The organism is Burkholderia sp. LA-2-3-30-S1-D2 (genome assembly GCF_001523915.2).
Classification (GTDB): Bacteria; Pseudomonadota; Gammaproteobacteria; order Burkholderiales; family Burkholderiaceae; genus Burkholderia; species Burkholderia diffusa.
This window is the reverse complement of the sequence record NZ_CP013385.1, coordinates 221,593-237,804: the sequence shown is the minus strand read 5'-3', so window position 1 is coordinate 237,804 and position 16,212 is coordinate 221,593. Positions and strand designations below refer to the sequence as shown.

The following is a 16,212-nucleotide window of genomic DNA, read 5'->3' as shown; positions in this document are numbered from 1 at the left end:
GGCAATCTCCGCATGAACGTCGGCGGCAACTGGGATCTCGGTGCGGTGCAGACCGGCGAGCACAAGATCGGACTCGGTTTGGTAACAGGTGGTCCGCTCGCGTCGGCAGGAATGGTGAGCGTAGGCGGGCTGCTCGGATTGGGGGCTAATGGAGGTGTCCAACTGATGGGCAATCAGCCGTTTGACTGGACGAGCTTTGCGTTGGCGGGCGCGACGGGTGCAGCTTCCACGGGGATGAAATTTGTTCCGGTGTTCATGACGGGAGTTGGTAGTGCGCTGACGGGTTCGGCTATGCAAGGGCAAAACCCGAATTCGGCGATGGCGGGGGCTGCTGTGGGAACGGCGTTTGGGTATCCCCTGGGTGCGGGAGCTGAGTCTGGTTTGAATAAATTCCTCAATCCATGGTATCGACAGGAATGGCAGAACCTTGGCTTGGGGATATCGAAATATGTTCCGCCGAGTATGATTCCATCGTGGGCGGCCGGTATTTTGGGAGGTGTGGTGCAAGAGAAAGCAGGCGCAACGGTACAGAACGGGCTTGACGGAGCTGCAAAGAAATGAGTCCCAAGACCAGCTTTGAATGGTTTCGCTGGGTATACAACGTGTTGCTTTGGCTCACTATTATGGGAATTGGCGTTTCCATCTCAGAACTTGCCGCCGGTCCTCCATTGCAATGGTTGTTTCACGACATTCCATATCAATTGCCAACGTGGAATCGAGTCGAGCGAATGGCTGTGTTTGTAGTTGTGTTCAGTTTTTTCGCGGGCACGGTGACTTGGTTCACTGAAAAGAAGAGATCAGGTCGGTAGTCTTAAAAACGGGCCCGGCAATATGCCGGGTCCGTTGTTAGTTTCAATCGAAACTGAATTAGAACTCGACTACGTCCGTTAAAAGCGGCGACGAAATCCGTTATGAAAACCACTCTTCGAACAGCCGCGTTTGCGGCGACCGGCAACGGTAAGCCGGGCAGCGGCAATATGACGATCGCCGGCTCTAACGTGAACGCAAACGACGTGATTCTGGCGGCAAAAAATCAGGTCAATATCGTCAATACGACGGATACCGATTCGACGCGCAGCACGAATGAATCGAAGAGCGCGAGCGTGGGCGTGTCGGTTGGCACGGGTGGGTTCGGTGTTTCCGCTGCGATGTCGAAGGCCAACGGCGACGGCAACAGCGATCTGGCCACGCAGAACAACAGTCATGTGAATGCGGCAAACGGCGTGACGATCATCTCGGGCGGCGATACGAATATCATCGGCTCGAATGTGAAGGGCAATCAGGTGAACGCCGATGTGGGCGGGAATCTGAACATCGCGAGTGTGCAGGATACGATGTCGAGCGCGGCGCATCAGTCGAGTTCTGGCGGCGGCTTCAGCATCAGTCAGGGCGGCGCCAGTGCGAGCTTCAGCCAGAGCAAGGGCAATGCGTCGGGCAGTTATGCGGGCGTTAATGAACAAGCCGGGATTCAGGCGGGTGACGGCGGCTTCAATATCAACGTCACCGGCAATACCGACCTGAAAGGCGGGCTGATTGCGAGCGCCGCCGATGCGTCGAAGAATTCGCTGACGACGGGTTCCCTCTCCTACTCCGACATCCAGAACCAGTCGCACTACGACGCGAGCTCGAGCGGCTTCAGCGCGGGCGCGACGACCGGCGACGGCGGGATGAACTACAGCACGCACGGCAGCACGTCGGGCAAGAATGCCGGTGGTGCCGCGCCCATGCTTGGCCAGAACGACAGCGGCAGCGACAGTGCGACGACGAAGAGCGGCGTCAGCGCCGGAACGATCACGATCACGGATTCGGCGAACCAGAAGCAGGATGTGGCGAGCTTGAACCGCGATACGACGAACACGAATGGTACGGTTGCCAAACTGCCCGACATGCAGAATCTGCTGGCCAAACAGGCGGACATGATGGCAGCGGCGAGCGCGGCCGGTGAGGCGGTGTCTCGCCGGATCGGGGACTACGCGGACAAGATGATGAAGGACGCGGCGGCCAACGGTGACCAGGCAGGCGTCGATGCGTGGAAAGAAGGCGGAGCGAACCGCGCGCTGATGCAAGGTGCTGGCGCGGCGCTGGTGACGGGACTGGCTGGCGGCAATGCGGTTGGCGGCGCAGCCGGCGCAGCGATTGCGTCGATCGCGTCCGGCAAGCTGAACGAGCTCAGCAGCGCGATCGCGGTCAGCGATCCGACCGGCAACGCCAACATGAATCAGGCGCTGGGCAACATCGTGGCGAACGCGCTTGCGACGGGGGCCGGCGCTGTCGTGGGCGGTGAATCGGGGGCGTTCTCGGGGTACAACGTTGACCGGTTCAATCGGCAGTTGCATCCGGATGAATATGCGAGGGCAAAGAAGGACGCGAAGATCGTAGCAGAGAAGCTTGGGATAAGCGTGCAGGAAGCCGAGGGGCGAATCGTGGCTGAAATACTGCGTAATTCGGACGAGCAGACAGCAGAGGCGTCTGGTGGAAAGCACGATTGGGAAATTCGAAGCATCGTAGGATGCCAGAACCTGAATTGCGACAGCTACAAGAACGATTCCCAGTATACAAATCACGATTACAACAGCCAGTACATCAAACCAAATCAGGACACGTATAATGCCGGACAGCAGCAGCTCGGAACCGGACTGACCGATGCAGAATTACGTAATCAGAATCTCGCTTACGAGCGCACCGGAAAGGCGGCGATTGCTGTCACTGCCTGTTTGGTATCGGGAGGCGCTGCTTGTAAAGCGGCAGCTTCTGGATTGGCAACAACGCTCGGGTTGAGTTTTTTGTCAGGGAAGCCCTTGACAACCGCTGAAACTATCGGTGGATTTTATGGGGGAGCACTGGGCGGAATATACGGGCAAGCTTTGGGTACATGGGCGGGCGGCACAAATTCGCTAATGCAGTCTGCCGTTCTTTTCGTGACCAAGACGGGAACGATTGTCGCTGGAAAACAAATTGGTGTTCCGTTGGGTAATGCGACTGGACTATCGCAATCGGTGGACCCATTTTTCGATCCATCCACCAACCCTTGGTGGGGGATAAGAAATACCTGGGATCAAATTAAGGGGCCGAGGAAATGACGATGGAAGTTGGCACGGTAATAATTGCTCTCGCAGTCTTGCTAATTACATTTTTTCTTTTTGGAAGAAATCTGGAGGATTCGTTTAGAGCGAAATTTTTATACTGGTTAAAATCAACGATGGTCATGGCACCACTTCTGTTTGCATGGTTCGCTTACAACGAACCGGCTGCACTCAGTACGATTGGAGCGTTAGTGAGCGTCGGCCTTGCTGCTGCCTTCACCTTCGGGAGATCATACCTTCTTGCAATGTTGTAGCACGGAGAACGGAGGTGATGGGTTCTGCGTGTAGATCAGGTCAAGCGGAAGTAACACCCTGAAATTCCAATAAGCGCGTGACGTAGTCGACATTCACAATCAAGTTTATAAAAATACATGAGAACCATTCGCCGGGGGAATCCAGCCGCCGCACTGCTGTTTATTGCGGCCAGTGTGTCGGCGCAGGAAGCTCCCCGCTTGATCATTCCGGGCAACGATCAGCAAACCCGACAGCAGGAAGAGGCGCGCGAGCGCGAACGAGCGGTCTCCGCGCCCGGGGTGCGTTCGGGCGTGACGGCGAGTGCTGGGTATCCGGCACTGCCGTCGGAGTCGCCCTGCTTTCGCGTCGATCATTTCTCGCTCGACGTGCCCGACGCGCTGCCCGCTTCCGTGAAAGCGCAAGGTGCGTCGGCATTGCCGATGGACCGCTTCGCCTTCGCGCGCGAATGGATTGACCACTACGTTGGCCAGTGCGTCGGCAAACAGGGCCTCGACGTCCTCGTCAAGGGCCTGTCGCAGGCGATCCTCGCGCGCGGCTACGTCACGACGCGCGTGCTGCTGCCTGAACAGGATCTGTCGACCGGCACCCTGAAATTGTCGCTGATCCCCGGCGTGATTCGCCACGTGCGCTTCGCCGACGAGAAGCTGCGCGGCACCTGGAAAACCGCCTTCCCGACCCGCGACGGCGAGCTGTTGAACCTGCGCGACCTCGAGCAGGGTCTCGAGCAGATGAAGCGCGTGTCGAGCCAGGACGTGTCGATGCAGATCGTCCCCGCTGACACGCCGGGCGAGAGCAACGTCGTGCTCGACGTGAAGCGCGGCAAGCCCTGGACAGTAGTCGCGTCGATCGACAACTCGGGCACGCGCGCGACCGGCCGGCTACAGGGCAACCTGTCGCTCGGCATCGACAATCCCTTGGGGTTGAACGACATCTTCAACATCGGCGTGAGCCAGGATCTCGAATTCGGGGACAAGCGCCTCGGCTCGCACGGCTGGAACGGCTTCTATTCGATCCCGTGGGGCTACTGGACTGCGACGCTTTCCGCGTACACGAACACGTACTACCAGCAGATCGCCGGCGTGAACCAGACGTTCATCGCAAGCGGCAACTCGAAGACCGTCGATTTCAAGCTGAATCGTGTGCTGTCGCGCAGCCAGAACAACGTGTTCGGCGCGCAGTTCCGGCTCTCGCGCCGCTTCGGCCAGAGCTTCATCGAAGACACCGAAATCCCGCAGCAGCGCCGCAACAACACGTTCGTCGAGTTCGGCCTGACCGATCGGCACTACTTCGGCAACGCGCAGTTCGACGGCACACTCGCGTACCGGCAAGGGATCGGCGCCTTCGGCGCGCAGGACGACAGTCTGGCGGCTGAGGGAGGCCCGACCTACCGCTACAAGATGGCGGTGTTCGACGCGAACCTGTCGGTGCCGTTCGCGATCGCACAGCAGCCGTTTCGGTACGTCACGACATTTCACGGCCAGTACACCGGCAACACGCTGTACTACATCGACGACCTGACGATCGGCAGCCGCTACACCGTGCGCGGCTTCGACGGCGAGACGATGCTCGCCGCAGCACGCGGCTTCTACTGGCGCAACGAGCTGCAGGCGCCGATCGGACAGACGGGGCTGGCGGCCTACGCAGGCCTCGACTACGGGCGCGTGTGGGGCCCGCAGCCAGTCGCGCTGGTCGGCACACAACTGGCCGGCGCGGTGATCGGCGTCAAGGGCAGCGTCGCGACACGCTTCGGCGGTTATGGCTACGACCTGTTCGCCGGCACGCCGGTGTACAAGCCGTCCGGCTTTCCGACCGCTCGCGTGACTCTCGGGTTTCAGCTGACGGCCCAGTTCTGATGAGAGTGCACTCGAGTTCAAGCCGTCCAGTGCTTCGCCGCCCCGACGACACGAGAGAGGGCAAGGAACTGACGGCGTTCCTGAACGCTCAGGTCGCTACCATCCTGTCGGCAAGCCACGAACCGCGTCCGCGTTGCCCACGCTGCGGCAGCAGCCACATCACCAGCGCGGGATTCAGGACGCGACCGAGCGGCCGTACGCAGACTTGCCGCGGCTTACGCCCGCCGAGTTCGACACCTTGGCCGTGGCTGCCCGTCAACGGCCCAGCCGCGGAGGCAGACCGATTTCAGCGCGGGGCCTCGTGCTGGCGCGCGCGGTACTGGTGGACGGCGTGACGTACCGTGAGGCCGAACGAGCGCTTGGACTCGGGTATTCGGTTGCGGCGCGCGCAGTGGCAGCGCTGTTGCGTTACCGGGACGCCACCCCGATGCAGCACCAATCGGTGCCGTTGCACGATCCGTTTGGCCGCTTCCGCGAGACTGCGGCGCGCGGCGACGTGTAAAGGAGGCCGCACAACGCCAACGCATGGCGGAGCCGTCAGCGAGGTAATCCTTTCCGAAGTTAAGCCAGACAGAACTAGACCGATAACCTGCGGCATGCTTCGATCTCGACGACGTCGACCTACCTTCACAGCGACGAAGTACAGCGGGCTCGGCAGTTTGATCAGGCATTCGAAGCACGCAAAGGGTAAGTTCGTCAGGTGAAACACTGCTCTCCCAGGTTGGCAGGGATTCAGAATCTATTCGTCAAATCATTGGGTTATGGATTTTTTGGCGAAAATTTCACGAATCCCGGCCGACCCTCTGCCAGGCGGCGAGTTCAACAGCGACATTCATTCGCATCGACGTTGTCGGGATAAGTATTCTTATCACAACGCATCTATTTTCCATCCAAACTCAACTGTGAACGATTACCGTCGAGCTATTCAATCCACCTGCCCTCGCACCGTACTTGCCGCACATGGCACGACGAAGCGCGAAGGCACGCAAAGACACGGGACAACAACGGCTGGTCAAGCCCTTTGCAAAATGTCCATCGCCCTATCGGCGTCGGCCTGCGAGTCGAGCGCGAGATAAGCAATGAACTGCGAGCCGAGCACGGCAGCGGATACGCCGCGGAGATTGATCCCGCCGTCCGACAGTTGCTGGGTCAGCTCTGCGATGATCCCTGCTTGATCCAGTCCCATCACACGGATGGAGCACAGGCCCGAGGTGGCATTGAATCCCGCCTGCGTGGCTGCACGGATCTCCTTGTCTTCCTGTAGCGGCGCGACAAACACGACCCCCTTGCCTGGTGCTTCGGGCGTGCGTCGGGCGACAACGAATTGCAAATCAGCGCCAGCATCCCGCAACGCGTTCAACACATGCGCAAGACCGCCCGGCTTGTCCTCGATGGTGGCCGCCCAAACGTCGACACGTTCGACGAATAGTTGCATGGCACCTCCAGAAAATCGGACCTCGATGAAGACAATCTATGTCGCGCATGAGCGGCAAGCAAGTCCGTTTACGCGAGGGGCGGCATGCAGGTTTCCCTAGGAATCCGATGTTTTCTTCGACTGGGGGCGCAGCCCGAGCATGACCGCCTGCCGATGCCGCCATTGAAGCAGTTCGTCGCGGAACTCATCGGATGATTTCCCGGACGTTACCCGCAATGTTCCGGATTGAAAGGTTCTCGCGGCGAGCCAGAACGGTCGGCCATCCGGCAGTTCGTCGACCACAGTAATAGGCAACTGATACGTTCGATGCAGATACGACAGGAAGGCGAGACCATAGCCGCGGCGTCTCATCGACGCGAGAATTTCCAGTCGATGGACGAATACCCGATCGATTCGAGGTGCCAGACTGTACGTCGCCGTGCCGACGGTACCGCCGGACGCCTCCAGGATCGCGACTTCCCAGCCCGAATACGGAGCCCCGTCGATGCCGAGATCGATCGGCCTGGATTGAAAACGAACCACGGGAAGCCGGCGAAATTTGCGCCGAGCAAAAAGGGACCGCAGGAAGGAAAGCACGCTCAGCCCTTTGTCATGTCCGCAGCGATACGTTTCTTCATCTTCGCGCGCGACAGCAATCCGCAGTCGCGTACTTCCGCGTTGGCGCCTTTCATATCAGACGCAACCGCCCACAACATGAACGATGTTTGAATCAACGCGACCGTGCGATTCCTGAGCGATGTCGATAAGAACTACTTCCGATTTTTCAGGAACGTCTGCCCGGCTGCCGTAATCGAAACGCTTCCGCGACCGTTCGTCGGATAGCGCACGAATCCAGCGCCGATGAGCTCTCGGGTAATGGACCAGCCAAGCGCGGGCGTATCGCGACCATAACGAATATCGGCAAGGCGCTCGAGCGCCCAGATCGCGGATGTCGAAAGAGTCGGAACCGTTGAAGTTTCCTTATCGCTCATGGCGTCTCCAAAGATTTGATCATGGTCAAGGGTGATGTATGTCTGGAACTCGAATGGCAAGGCACGCCCTCAGGCGTGCCCGTCGCAACTGACGCCGACCTCGATGCGTACTGAGACATGCCACGACCGCCAAAGTCCAGTGAGACGAGGTGCTCGGTTTCCGCGACGAACGTCTTGCGGCGCCCCCGACCGAGGAAGCCGCACGCATGAAGGGAGATCGACAAGTGGCACGCAAAATAGACGACAGTTTCCATGTTCTTCGCGCGTGCCGTGAGACAGGCCACTGGTATTCAGTGGGACGGGGCGACCTGGCAGGCCATCAGAAACGCATGCAACTCGATTTCCCATGCCGCGTCGCGCACGTCCGTTTCGAAACCGGCGAGACGCTTCATCTCGCTGCTCAGATACACGGCATTGAGCAATCGAGGAGGCACGCCCAGCGCAAAACAGCAGCCATCTGCATCGAGAAGCAGACTCGGGTGGTGCCGGAACCGCGCACTGGCCACTGAGATCGGATCCATCACGTGCCGAGCCGATTCCCTGGGATAAACGAAGGCCAGATGGATACCGGCGGCCGCGAGCCGTTCAGCCGCCTCATGGAAGCGGTGGACCATCTGGAAGCCTCGCTCGCCACCACGTCCGACGCCCACAACGATAAGCCCCCGGCTTCCCGCGACCTCCGACAGGAATACGGACCGCCGATCGGGCAGCAGTAGCATCCCATCCAGATCGAACATGTCGACTACCTCCGCGAATCCGCCCCCAACTCCGGCGATCGGCGGCAAGATTTGATTATAATGCAGCAACAAGCAAATGTGTATGGCATTATAATACCGTGTGCATTATTACACTGAGCGAGCCGACGGCACGATGGCAACCTCGGTGATGAAAGTGCACGCCCGTTTTCCCCTGACGGCCCGAATCTGCCAAATGAAAGTCGCAATGAACCCTGCCCCGGCCTGCCCGCAGCGCGCGATGCAGGACACAGACCCGGACGGCGCGCTACCCCTGTGCGTGGACTACGATCACGAATGGGCGGCCGGCGCCGAATCCACTGACGAATCGGTCGAGCTGGCGGTCAAGGACATGAACGCCATCGTGCCGTCGGACGGCGATTCGGTCGGGCTGATCAAGGACTTGCGCGTGAAGGGTTCGTCGATCACGCTGGAGACGGGCACTGAGGACAAGGGCATCTGTCTCGTCGACGGAGATCGCGAAGTCGATTGCAAGACCGACATGGGCGGCTTACTGCTCAACGCGTGCTGTCTCAAGAAAATGTGACGTCGTACGCCCACCGACGGCGAACCCGCTTGTCGTTGCTGTTCGCTGCAGGCGCCACCCCCACCTACAACTTGACTACTCGGATCGATCGAGCATGGAGCATGACCGAACATCCTACGATGCGTTCGTCGAATTTCTGTCGACCCCGCTGCATGACGGACGACCGTACGTTTTGGAGACGCAGCACGCAATCTCGCTGCACTTCGATCACCAGGCTACCCAAAGCTTCATGTCGCTGCGCACGCCCGACAAACTGGCGCTCGGCTATACGCGAACCATGATGGGTTGTCTGCTGCTGCACCCGGCCGCCGAACATATGTGCATGATCGGGCTCGGGGGCGGCTCCTTGGCAAAGTACTGCTATCGGCATCTGCCCTGCGTGACCATCGACGCGGTCGAAATCAATCCGGAAGTGATCGCACTACGCGACGTGTTCAGGATTCCGGCAGACGACGCTCGATTCAAGGTGATCTGTGCAGATGGCGCGGAGTACGTGACACGGGAGGATGTCCAGACCGACGTGATCCTGCTGGATGCCTTCGTCGCGGACGGCATGCCGAGCCGGTGTGCGGATATCGCGTTCTTTACCGGCTGTCGCGAGCGATTGAGCGGTTCCGGAGTGCTCGCGATCAATCTGGCGGACGACGACCCGTCGCTGCCCGCTCACATCGAGCGCCTGGGCTCCGTGTTCGGCCCTTCGTATGCGGTTGTCCGATGCGACGACGACAGCAATTTCGTCGCCTTCGCCTGGAAAGGGTCGCTTCGTTTGCCATCGAGGCAAGTTCTGTTCGAACGCGCGCTCTCGTTCGCGTTTGCCGGCGAACTCAAGCTGTCGTCAACCGCTCGGCGCATGAAAGAGGGAGAACGCCTCGATCCAAAGCGGTTGACCTGGCATGCGCAGGGGCATGCACACTGGGAAATCGACGCCTAGACGGCTTGCGAGCTCAGCCCGCGTTTCGCTTCACCCGCTTGCCGAGCGCGCTCTTCGTCCTGTAGCTCACGCCGTGTTGCTCGAGATACTCGCGGATCAACTGCCGCACGACTTGCGACGGCGTCAGGTCCTGCTCCGCGCAGAGCATGTCGAACGCTTCTTTCTTGGCGGGATCGATCAGGATGGTCAAGCGTGCGGTTTTCGTTTCCATTGCAGATAGAGTCGGCAAATATGCTAATCGAATTATAATGCACCGGCCCTTGCCTACAGCACCGGAGAACATGCGGCACACGCGCGTTGATCCGGCTCGGCGACCGGCTCACGACCTGCGGTCAAGCCGATAGAGATATTCAAGCACGTCGTCGACAACGGGCACGATCGCCAGCGTGACGAGCGCTGCGGCAAGCGGCACGGTCGACACGTAGCCGACATGCTTGAAGCCGATTGCGCCGGCCAGCCCGCCGACAAAAAACGACGCCAGCATCGTTCCGTGAATCCTGAGCTTCGCGCGGTTTGCGATCACCGCATGCGCGTGCATGTCTGCATTCGAGCGATTCCAGTAAAAGAGTTTGCCGAGTTCGATGCCGAGGTCCGTCACGATGCCCGTCATGTGCGTCGTACGGATTTCCGCCCCCGACAGCTTTGTGATCATCGCGTTTTGCAGTCCCATGATGAAGCACAGCAAGATGACCGTGACCGGCATGAAGAACGCTTCCCACAGCGCGAGATGGCTGCCGAGCAGCCCGAACAGGAGCAGCAGCGCGGCTTCCACCAGCAACGGCAGTACATACTGACTCTGCAGGCCGCGGCGGCGCCCCCAGTTGACGAGCACCGCCGAGCAGCCGGCGCCAACCAGAAACGACACGAGCGAACCAACGCCGGCCAGCACGAGCCGGACGTCGCCAAGCGCCGTCTGATCCGCAATCGCCGACACGATCCCGCTCATGTGGGACGTGTATTGCTTGACCGCGAGGAAACCGCCGGCATTGGTTGCTCCGGCAACAAAGGCAAGCGAAAACCCAAGCTGGCGGTTCGCGGCCGCGCTACGGTGTTTTCCCGTCAGGCCTCGGAAGTACTGCGCAGGCATAGGATCTTCCCTCATTCGCCCGGATCGGGGGGGACAACGACGCCCTGGGCGGAACCCGGAGCGCCGCGACAAACCGCCACGCGCGCCCGTTCCATCCGAGGATTCATGAGACTTTAATGATAACGCCATTATCATACCTCGTTATCGGGATTGGCCTTTCGGTGTCATAATGCGGGCAGGAATACGTCGCGGGAGATGCGGCCATTCCAACCACGTCGTCCAACCCGAGCGTACTGGAGACATTCCGGATGGCACCCATGCCGGTCGTCCATTTCGTCCTGCTGGCCGTGGCCGCGTGGCTCGCGGTCGGCACGCTGGGGCTCGGGGCGCTGCGTCGCACGCGACTGGTGGCCCACGGCCTCTTTCCGCTCGGCGCATTGGTCGGACTGCTCGCCGGCGCGGCGGGCCTCGCCGGCATCTTTGCCGAACCGTCTGTGGCGGTGCTGCCGATCGGGCTTCCCGGCCTGCCCTTTCATCTGCGTCTCGATCGCTTGTCCGGCTATTTCCTGTTCGTGCTCGGCCTCGTCAGCACGGGGATCGGCGCCTTTTCAGCCGGCTATTTCCGCAAGGGTGAAGGATCCGCGCCCGGGTTGATCTGCTTCGAATACCACGTCTGCGTCGCAAGCATCGCACTGGTGTTGATCGCAGACGACGCATACGTTTTCATGGTCGCCTGGGAGACGCTGACGCTATCCGCGACGTTTCTCGTGATGACCAACCACCGGATCGGCGAGATCCGCCGGGCGGGATATCTCTATTTTCTGATCTCGCACGTCGGCGCGCTCGCGCTGCTGCTCTGCTTCGGCATTCTGCAGGCGCGCACCGGCGACTACACCTTCGCCAACCTGCGCGCGCAGTCGCTGGATACCTTCTCCGCGTCGTTCGCCTTCCTGTTCGCACTTGTCGGGTTCGGCGCGAAGGCAGGGATCTTCCCGCTGCACGTGTGGCTGCCGGAGGCCCATCCCGCGGCACCGTCGCCGGTTTCGGCGCTCCTCAGCGGATTCGTGCTGAAAGTCGGCCTGTATGGCCTGCTGCGCACCCTGTTCGACCTGTTGCACGTGCAGATCGCATGGTGGGGCGTGCTGCTCCTCGTGCTGGGCATCAGCACCGCGCTGCTGGGGGTGGTGTTCAGCACCATCCAGACCGACATGAAGCGCTTGCTCGCCTATTCGTCGATCGACAACGTCGGCCTGATGATCGTCGCACTCGGTCTTGCCGTGCTGTTTCGCGCATACGGGATGCCGAGCCTGTCCGCGCTCGCACTGACCGCGATGCTCTACCAGATCGTCGCGCATGCCGCATTCAAGAGCTTGCTGTTCCTGGGTACGGGCGCCGTCCTCCACGCCACCGGCGAGCGCAACCTCGGCAAGCTCGGCGGACTGATTCGCTTCATGCCCTGGACCGCATGGGCGGTGCTCGCGGGTGTCGCGGCGAGCGCGGGCTTGCCTCCGCTCAGCGGTTTCGCGGCCGAATGGCTGTTGCTGCAGAGTTTCCTGTTCGCGCCAGGCTTGCCGGATTCGGTGCTCGCCATGACGGTGCCGATCGCCGCCGCGCTGATCGCCATGTCGGCCGCGCTGGCCGGCTACACGATGGTCAAGTTCTTCGGCATCGTGTTCCTCGGGCAACCGAGAGAAGCGAAACTGAACCGCGCCCGCGATGCGAACACGTGGGAACGGCTGGCGTTCTGCTGGTTCGCGACCGCCAGCGTGCTGCTCGGGCTGATGCCAGCGCAGTTCGTCAAGCTGCTGGATCGCGTCACGCACACGCTGGTCGGCGCCGGCGTCGGCGCGGAAAATCACGGCTGGCTGCTGTTCGCGCCCGTGTCGGCCGCTCGCGCGAGCTACATGCCGGCTGCTTTCATGTTGTTCTTCATCGCATGCTGCGGACTCGCGTGGGTGCTGGTGCGGCGTTTTTATCACGGCCGGCTGCGACGCGCGGCGCCGTGGGGCTGCGGCTTCCCGTTCACGACCGCGCGAATGCAGGATACGGCGGAAGGATTCGGGCAGCCGATCCGCGAAATCTTCGCACCGCTGCTGCACATCGAGCGGCAATTGCCGTCGCCATTCGACGCACAGCCGGCCTACCGGGTGTCGGTGACCGATCGCACCTGGTCCGCGCTCTACTTGCGCATCGCGGCACTGACGCAACGCACCGCCGACTTGGTGGGCCGCCTGCAGACGGGCAAGATCGCGGTTTATCTGACATACAGTTTCGTCGTGCTGATCGTGCTTCTGATGCTGGTGAGACGATGGTAACCCTGTCCGGCGTCATCTCGCAGACTCTCGAAATCGTGATAGCGATCGCGGCCGCGCCGTTGCTCACGGGCTGGGTCAACCAATGCCGCGCCTGGCTTCAGAACCGGCGTGCGCCGTCCATCTGGCAACCGTACCGGATGCTCCACAAGCTGTTCAACAAGGAATCGGTCATCGCGCACGGCGCAAGCGCCGTGTTCCGCGGCGCGCCCTATGTCGTCTGGGCCGCCATGACGCTCGCGTGCGCGATCGTGCCAACCCTGTCGACGGAGTTACCGCTCTCGCCCGCCGCCGATGCAATCGCGCTCGTCGGCCTGTTTGCGCTCGCGCGCGTCACGCTGTCGCTCGCGGCGATGGACATCGGCACGGCGTTCGGCACGCTCGGCGCGCGCCGCGAAATGCTGATCGGCTTCCTCGCGGAGCCGGCACTGCTGATGGTGCTCCTGTCGGCCTCGCTGATTACGCAGTCGACGCTGCTGACGAGCATCGTCTCGACACTCGGCCGTGGCGAGCTCACGATCTATCCGAGCCTGGCGTTCGCCGGCATCGCGTTCACACTGGTCGCGCTGGCCGAAAATGCGCGGCTGCCGGTCGACAATCCGACCACTCACCTCGAGCTCACGATGATCCACGAGGCGCTGATCCTTGAATATTCGGGACGGCACCTTGCCTTGATGGAGTGGGCGGCAAGCCTCAAGCTGTTCGCGTATTCGTGCATCGGTCTCGCGTTGTTCGTGCCGTGGGGCATCGCGAATGCGGGCGATCCGGTTGCGCTGCTGCTGGCCGTGCCAGTGCTCTTCGTCAAACTGGCGGCAGGCGGCGTCACGCTCGCCGTGGTCGAAACGGCCAACGCGAAGATGCGCATCTTCCGGGTACCGGAATTCCTGGCGACCGCCTTCCTGCTGGCCGTGATCGGCATGCTCGTCCATCTGCTGCTGGGAGCATGAATGCACGCCTACGCGACACAACTGATCAATTTCCTCGCGGCCGTGCTGCTGATGCTGTCGTTCGCGATGCTGAGCCAGCGCAGGATCCTGTCCCTGATCCATCTCTATACGCTGCAGGGTGTCGCGCTCGTGTCGGCGAACCTGATCCTCGGCTTCGTCACGGACGACGTGCACCTCTACGTGTCGGCCGGACTGACGCTCGTGCTGAAGGTCGGCGTGATCCCGTGGTTCCTGTATCGGCTCGTTCGCAGGCTCGACGTCAAGACCGACGTCGAGCCGCTCATCAATATCCCGACCACGCTGCTGATCGGCATCGTGCTCGTCATCATCGCGTTCAATGTCGCGGCACCGATCAGCCAGCTCGCGACATCGGTCGCACGCGGCACGCTCGGCATTGCGCTCGCATGCGTGCTGCTGTCGTTCATGGCGATGATCACGCGCGCGAAGGCCATTCCTCAGGTGATCGGCTTCCTGTCGATGGAAAACGGGCTGTTCTTCGCGGCGGCTGCCGCGACCAACGGCATGCCGATGATCGTCGAGCTCGGCATCGGGCTCGACGTGCTGATCGGCATCCTGATCCTGGGCATCTTCATGTTCCAGATTCGCGAGCAGTTCGACAGCCTGGACATCCATCACCTCGAGAAACTCAAAGATGAATGACGCCCACGTCGTGCTCGCCGTGCTCGGCCTGCCGCTCGCGGGAGCAGCGTGCCTTGCCTGCGTGCGGCCGAGCCGGGTCGCGCGCCATCTGAACATCGGCTTCAGCTTCCTGACGTTCGCGGCAACGCTGGTGCTTGCCGCGCGCACCGTCGAGCACGGTCCGTCGTTCGCATTCGGACGCGCGTTTTTCGTCGATCCGCTCAATGTCTATCTCGTGGCGCTCACGGCGTTCGTCGGCTGGACGACATCGCTGTTTTCCCGGCCCTACATGCAGATCGAGGAAGCCCGCGGCAGGATGACCGCCGCGCGCATGCGGCTCTATCACAGCATGTATCAGCTCTTCATGTTCGCGATGCTGCTCGCGCTGCTGACCGACAACGTCGGCGTGCTGTGGGTCGCGATGGAAGCCGCAACGCTCGCCACCGTGTTGCTCGTCAGTGTCTACCGCACCGCCGCGAGCCTCGAAGCCGCATGGAAATACTTCATCCTGTGCGGCGTCGGCATCGCCCAGGCGCTGTTCGGCACGATCCTGCTGTATCTTGCCGCGAGCCGGCAACTGACCGACGGTGACGCGCTGCTGTGGACGAGCCTGGCCGCGATCAGGACGCAGCTCGATCCGACGATCATGTCGATCGCCTTCGTGTTTCTGCTGGTCGGCTACGGCACCAAGGTCGGCCTCGTGCCGATGCATAGCTGGCTGCCGGACGCGCACGCCGAAGGTCCGACGCCGATTTCGGCGGTGCTGTCAGGCCTGCTGCTGAATGTCGCGCTGTATGCGGTGCTGCGCTGCAAGGTGCTGGCCGACGGCGCGCTCGGCAACGGCCTGCCGGGGCGGTTGCTGGTCGGGTTCGGGCTCGTGTCGGTCCTGATCGCGTCGTTCTCGCTGTTCCGGCAGAAGGACGTGAAGCGCCTGTTCTCGTACTCGTCGATCGAGCATATGGGCTTGATGACGTTCGCGTTCGGGCTCGGCGGCCCGATCGCGACGTTCGCCGGATTGCTGCACATGACGGTCCATTCCCTCGTCAAGTCGGCGATCTTCTTCGCGGTCGGTCATGCCGCGCAAAAGGCCGGCACGCAGGCGATCGACGGCATTCGCGGGCTGCTGCAGGTCAGCCCGACGGTCGGCTGGGCATTGATGCTTGGCGCGCTTGCCATTCTCGGGCTGCCGCCGTTCGGCGTGTTCGCAAGCGAATTCCTGATCCTGACGACGGCGATGAACGTGCTCCCGTGGACCGCGCCGTTGCTGCTGCTCGGGCTCGCCGTCGCGTTCGCGGCGATCTTCGCGCGCGTGCAGCGGATGGTGTTCGGCGAAACGACGACGGCGACGACGCTCGAACACCGGCCGGCGCTGCTGCCGGTGTTCGTGCATCTGGGGCTCGGCCTGATGCTGGGTCTGTACGTGCCGCCCTATCTGGCGATGTGGTACCGTCAGGCGGCAACGATGCTGGCAGGATAAG

17 protein-coding genes and 1 pseudogene are annotated in these 16,212 nt (G+C 61.5%); 12 read left to right on the top strand and 6 right to left on the bottom strand.

Going from position 1 to position 16,212, the window contains the following annotated elements:
- Positions 1-12: 12 nt before the first annotated feature.
- From WS66_RS33890 to WS66_RS33880, 6 genes and pseudogenes are all read left to right on the top strand, one after another.
- Positions 13-561, top strand: coding sequence for a hypothetical protein (locus tag WS66_RS33890; protein WP_151052487.1), 549 nt, complete (start codon positions 13-15; stop codon positions 559-561).
- Positions 558-809 carry a hypothetical protein gene (locus tag WS66_RS30070; protein ID WP_082728947.1) on the top strand — a complete coding sequence of 84 codons (252 nt, stop codon included), beginning with the start codon at positions 558-560 and terminating at the stop codon, positions 807-809. The genes WS66_RS33890 and WS66_RS30070 overlap by 4 nt, the downstream gene beginning before the upstream one ends.
- A gap of 123 nt (positions 810-932) precedes the next feature.
- Positions 933-3,080, top strand: a pseudogene (locus tag WS66_RS30065) (hemagglutinin repeat-containing protein); the annotation flags it as partial.
- Between the two features lie 2 nt (positions 3,081-3,082).
- Positions 3,083-3,337 carry a hypothetical protein gene (locus WS66_RS33885; RefSeq protein WP_151049276.1) on the top strand — a complete coding sequence of 85 codons (255 nt, stop codon included), beginning with the start codon at positions 3,083-3,085 and terminating at the stop codon, positions 3,335-3,337.
- Between the two features lie 117 nt (positions 3,338-3,454).
- Positions 3,455-5,191: a ShlB/FhaC/HecB family hemolysin secretion/activation protein gene (locus WS66_RS30060; RefSeq protein WP_059602537.1), complete on the top strand. Its 1,737-nt coding sequence runs from the start codon at positions 3,455-3,457 to the stop codon at positions 5,189-5,191.
- A 133-nt stretch (positions 5,192-5,324) separates the two neighbouring features.
- Positions 5,325-5,693, top strand: a complete 369-nt coding sequence (locus WS66_RS33880) for a hypothetical protein (RefSeq protein WP_059602533.1) — start codon at positions 5,325-5,327, stop codon at positions 5,691-5,693.
- A 510-nt stretch (positions 5,694-6,203) separates the two neighbouring features.
- Here WS66_RS33880 and WS66_RS30045 read toward each other — a convergent pair.
- The 4 genes from WS66_RS30045 to WS66_RS30030 all read right to left on the bottom strand — a co-directional run bounded on the left by WS66_RS30045 (position 6,204) and on the right by WS66_RS30030 (position 8,334).
- On the bottom strand, positions 6,204-6,626 hold the full coding sequence (locus WS66_RS30045) for an ACT domain-containing protein (protein ID WP_059602530.1): 423 nt from the start codon (positions 6,624-6,626) through the stop codon (positions 6,204-6,206).
- Between the two features lie 96 nt (positions 6,627-6,722).
- Complete coding sequence (locus WS66_RS34545) at positions 6,723-7,202, bottom strand: hypothetical protein (protein ID WP_236873005.1); 480 nt, start codon at positions 7,200-7,202, stop codon at positions 6,723-6,725.
- A 173-nt stretch (positions 7,203-7,375) separates the two neighbouring features.
- Complete coding sequence (locus WS66_RS30035) at positions 7,376-7,597, bottom strand: hypothetical protein (RefSeq protein WP_082728952.1); 222 nt, start codon at positions 7,595-7,597, stop codon at positions 7,376-7,378.
- A gap of 290 nt (positions 7,598-7,887) precedes the next feature.
- On the bottom strand, positions 7,888-8,334 hold the full coding sequence (locus WS66_RS30030; RefSeq protein ID WP_059602527.1) for a hypothetical protein: 447 nt from the start codon (positions 8,332-8,334) through the stop codon (positions 7,888-7,890).
- A 205-nt stretch (positions 8,335-8,539) separates the two neighbouring features.
- On the opposite strand from WS66_RS30030, the gene WS66_RS30025 reads away from it, so the two are divergent.
- Together WS66_RS30025 and WS66_RS30020 are read left to right on the top strand one after the other, a co-directional pair.
- Positions 8,540-8,878: an alkylphosphonate utilization protein gene (locus WS66_RS30025; RefSeq protein WP_059602892.1), complete on the top strand. Its 339-nt coding sequence runs from the start codon at positions 8,540-8,542 to the stop codon at positions 8,876-8,878.
- 94 nt (positions 8,879-8,972) lie between these two features.
- Positions 8,973-9,809 (top strand): hypothetical protein, encoded by an 837-nt coding sequence (locus WS66_RS30020; protein WP_059602524.1) that lies wholly within the window; start codon positions 8,973-8,975, stop codon positions 9,807-9,809.
- 13 nt (positions 9,810-9,822) lie between these two features.
- On the opposite strand, the gene WS66_RS30015 is transcribed toward WS66_RS30020, so the two are convergent.
- Both WS66_RS30015 and WS66_RS30010 read right to left on the bottom strand, forming a co-directional pair.
- Positions 9,823-10,020: a ribbon-helix-helix protein, CopG family gene (locus WS66_RS30015; protein WP_059602521.1), complete on the bottom strand. Its 198-nt coding sequence runs from the start codon at positions 10,018-10,020 to the stop codon at positions 9,823-9,825.
- 108 nt (positions 10,021-10,128) lie between these two features.
- Positions 10,129-10,896, bottom strand: a complete 768-nt coding sequence (locus tag WS66_RS30010) for a YoaK family protein (RefSeq protein ID WP_059602518.1) — start codon at positions 10,894-10,896, stop codon at positions 10,129-10,131.
- Between the two features lie 248 nt (positions 10,897-11,144).
- On the opposite strand from WS66_RS30010, the gene hyfB reads away from it, so the two are divergent.
- From hyfB to WS66_RS29990, 4 genes are read left to right on the top strand one after another with little or no spacing between them, the layout of a single operon-like run.
- The gene (gene hyfB / locus WS66_RS30005) at positions 11,145-13,151 is read left to right on the top strand and encodes a hydrogenase 4 subunit B (protein WP_059602514.1); all 2,007 of its coding nucleotides are present in this window, start codon (positions 11,145-11,147) and stop codon (positions 13,149-13,151) included.
- The gene (locus WS66_RS30000) at positions 13,145-14,095 is read left to right on the top strand and encodes a respiratory chain complex I subunit 1 family protein (protein WP_059602511.1); all 951 of its coding nucleotides are present in this window, start codon (positions 13,145-13,147) and stop codon (positions 14,093-14,095) included. Before hyfB ends, WS66_RS30000 begins: the two co-directional genes overlap by 7 nt.
- Positions 14,096-14,755, top strand: a complete 660-nt coding sequence (locus WS66_RS29995) for a hypothetical protein (protein ID WP_059602509.1) — start codon at positions 14,096-14,098, stop codon at positions 14,753-14,755.
- Positions 14,748-16,211, top strand: coding sequence for a hydrogenase 4 subunit F (locus tag WS66_RS29990; protein WP_059602505.1), 1,464 nt, complete (start codon positions 14,748-14,750; stop codon positions 16,209-16,211). The genes WS66_RS29995 and WS66_RS29990 overlap by 8 nt, the downstream gene beginning before the upstream one ends.
- Position 16,212 lies beyond the last annotated feature (1 nt).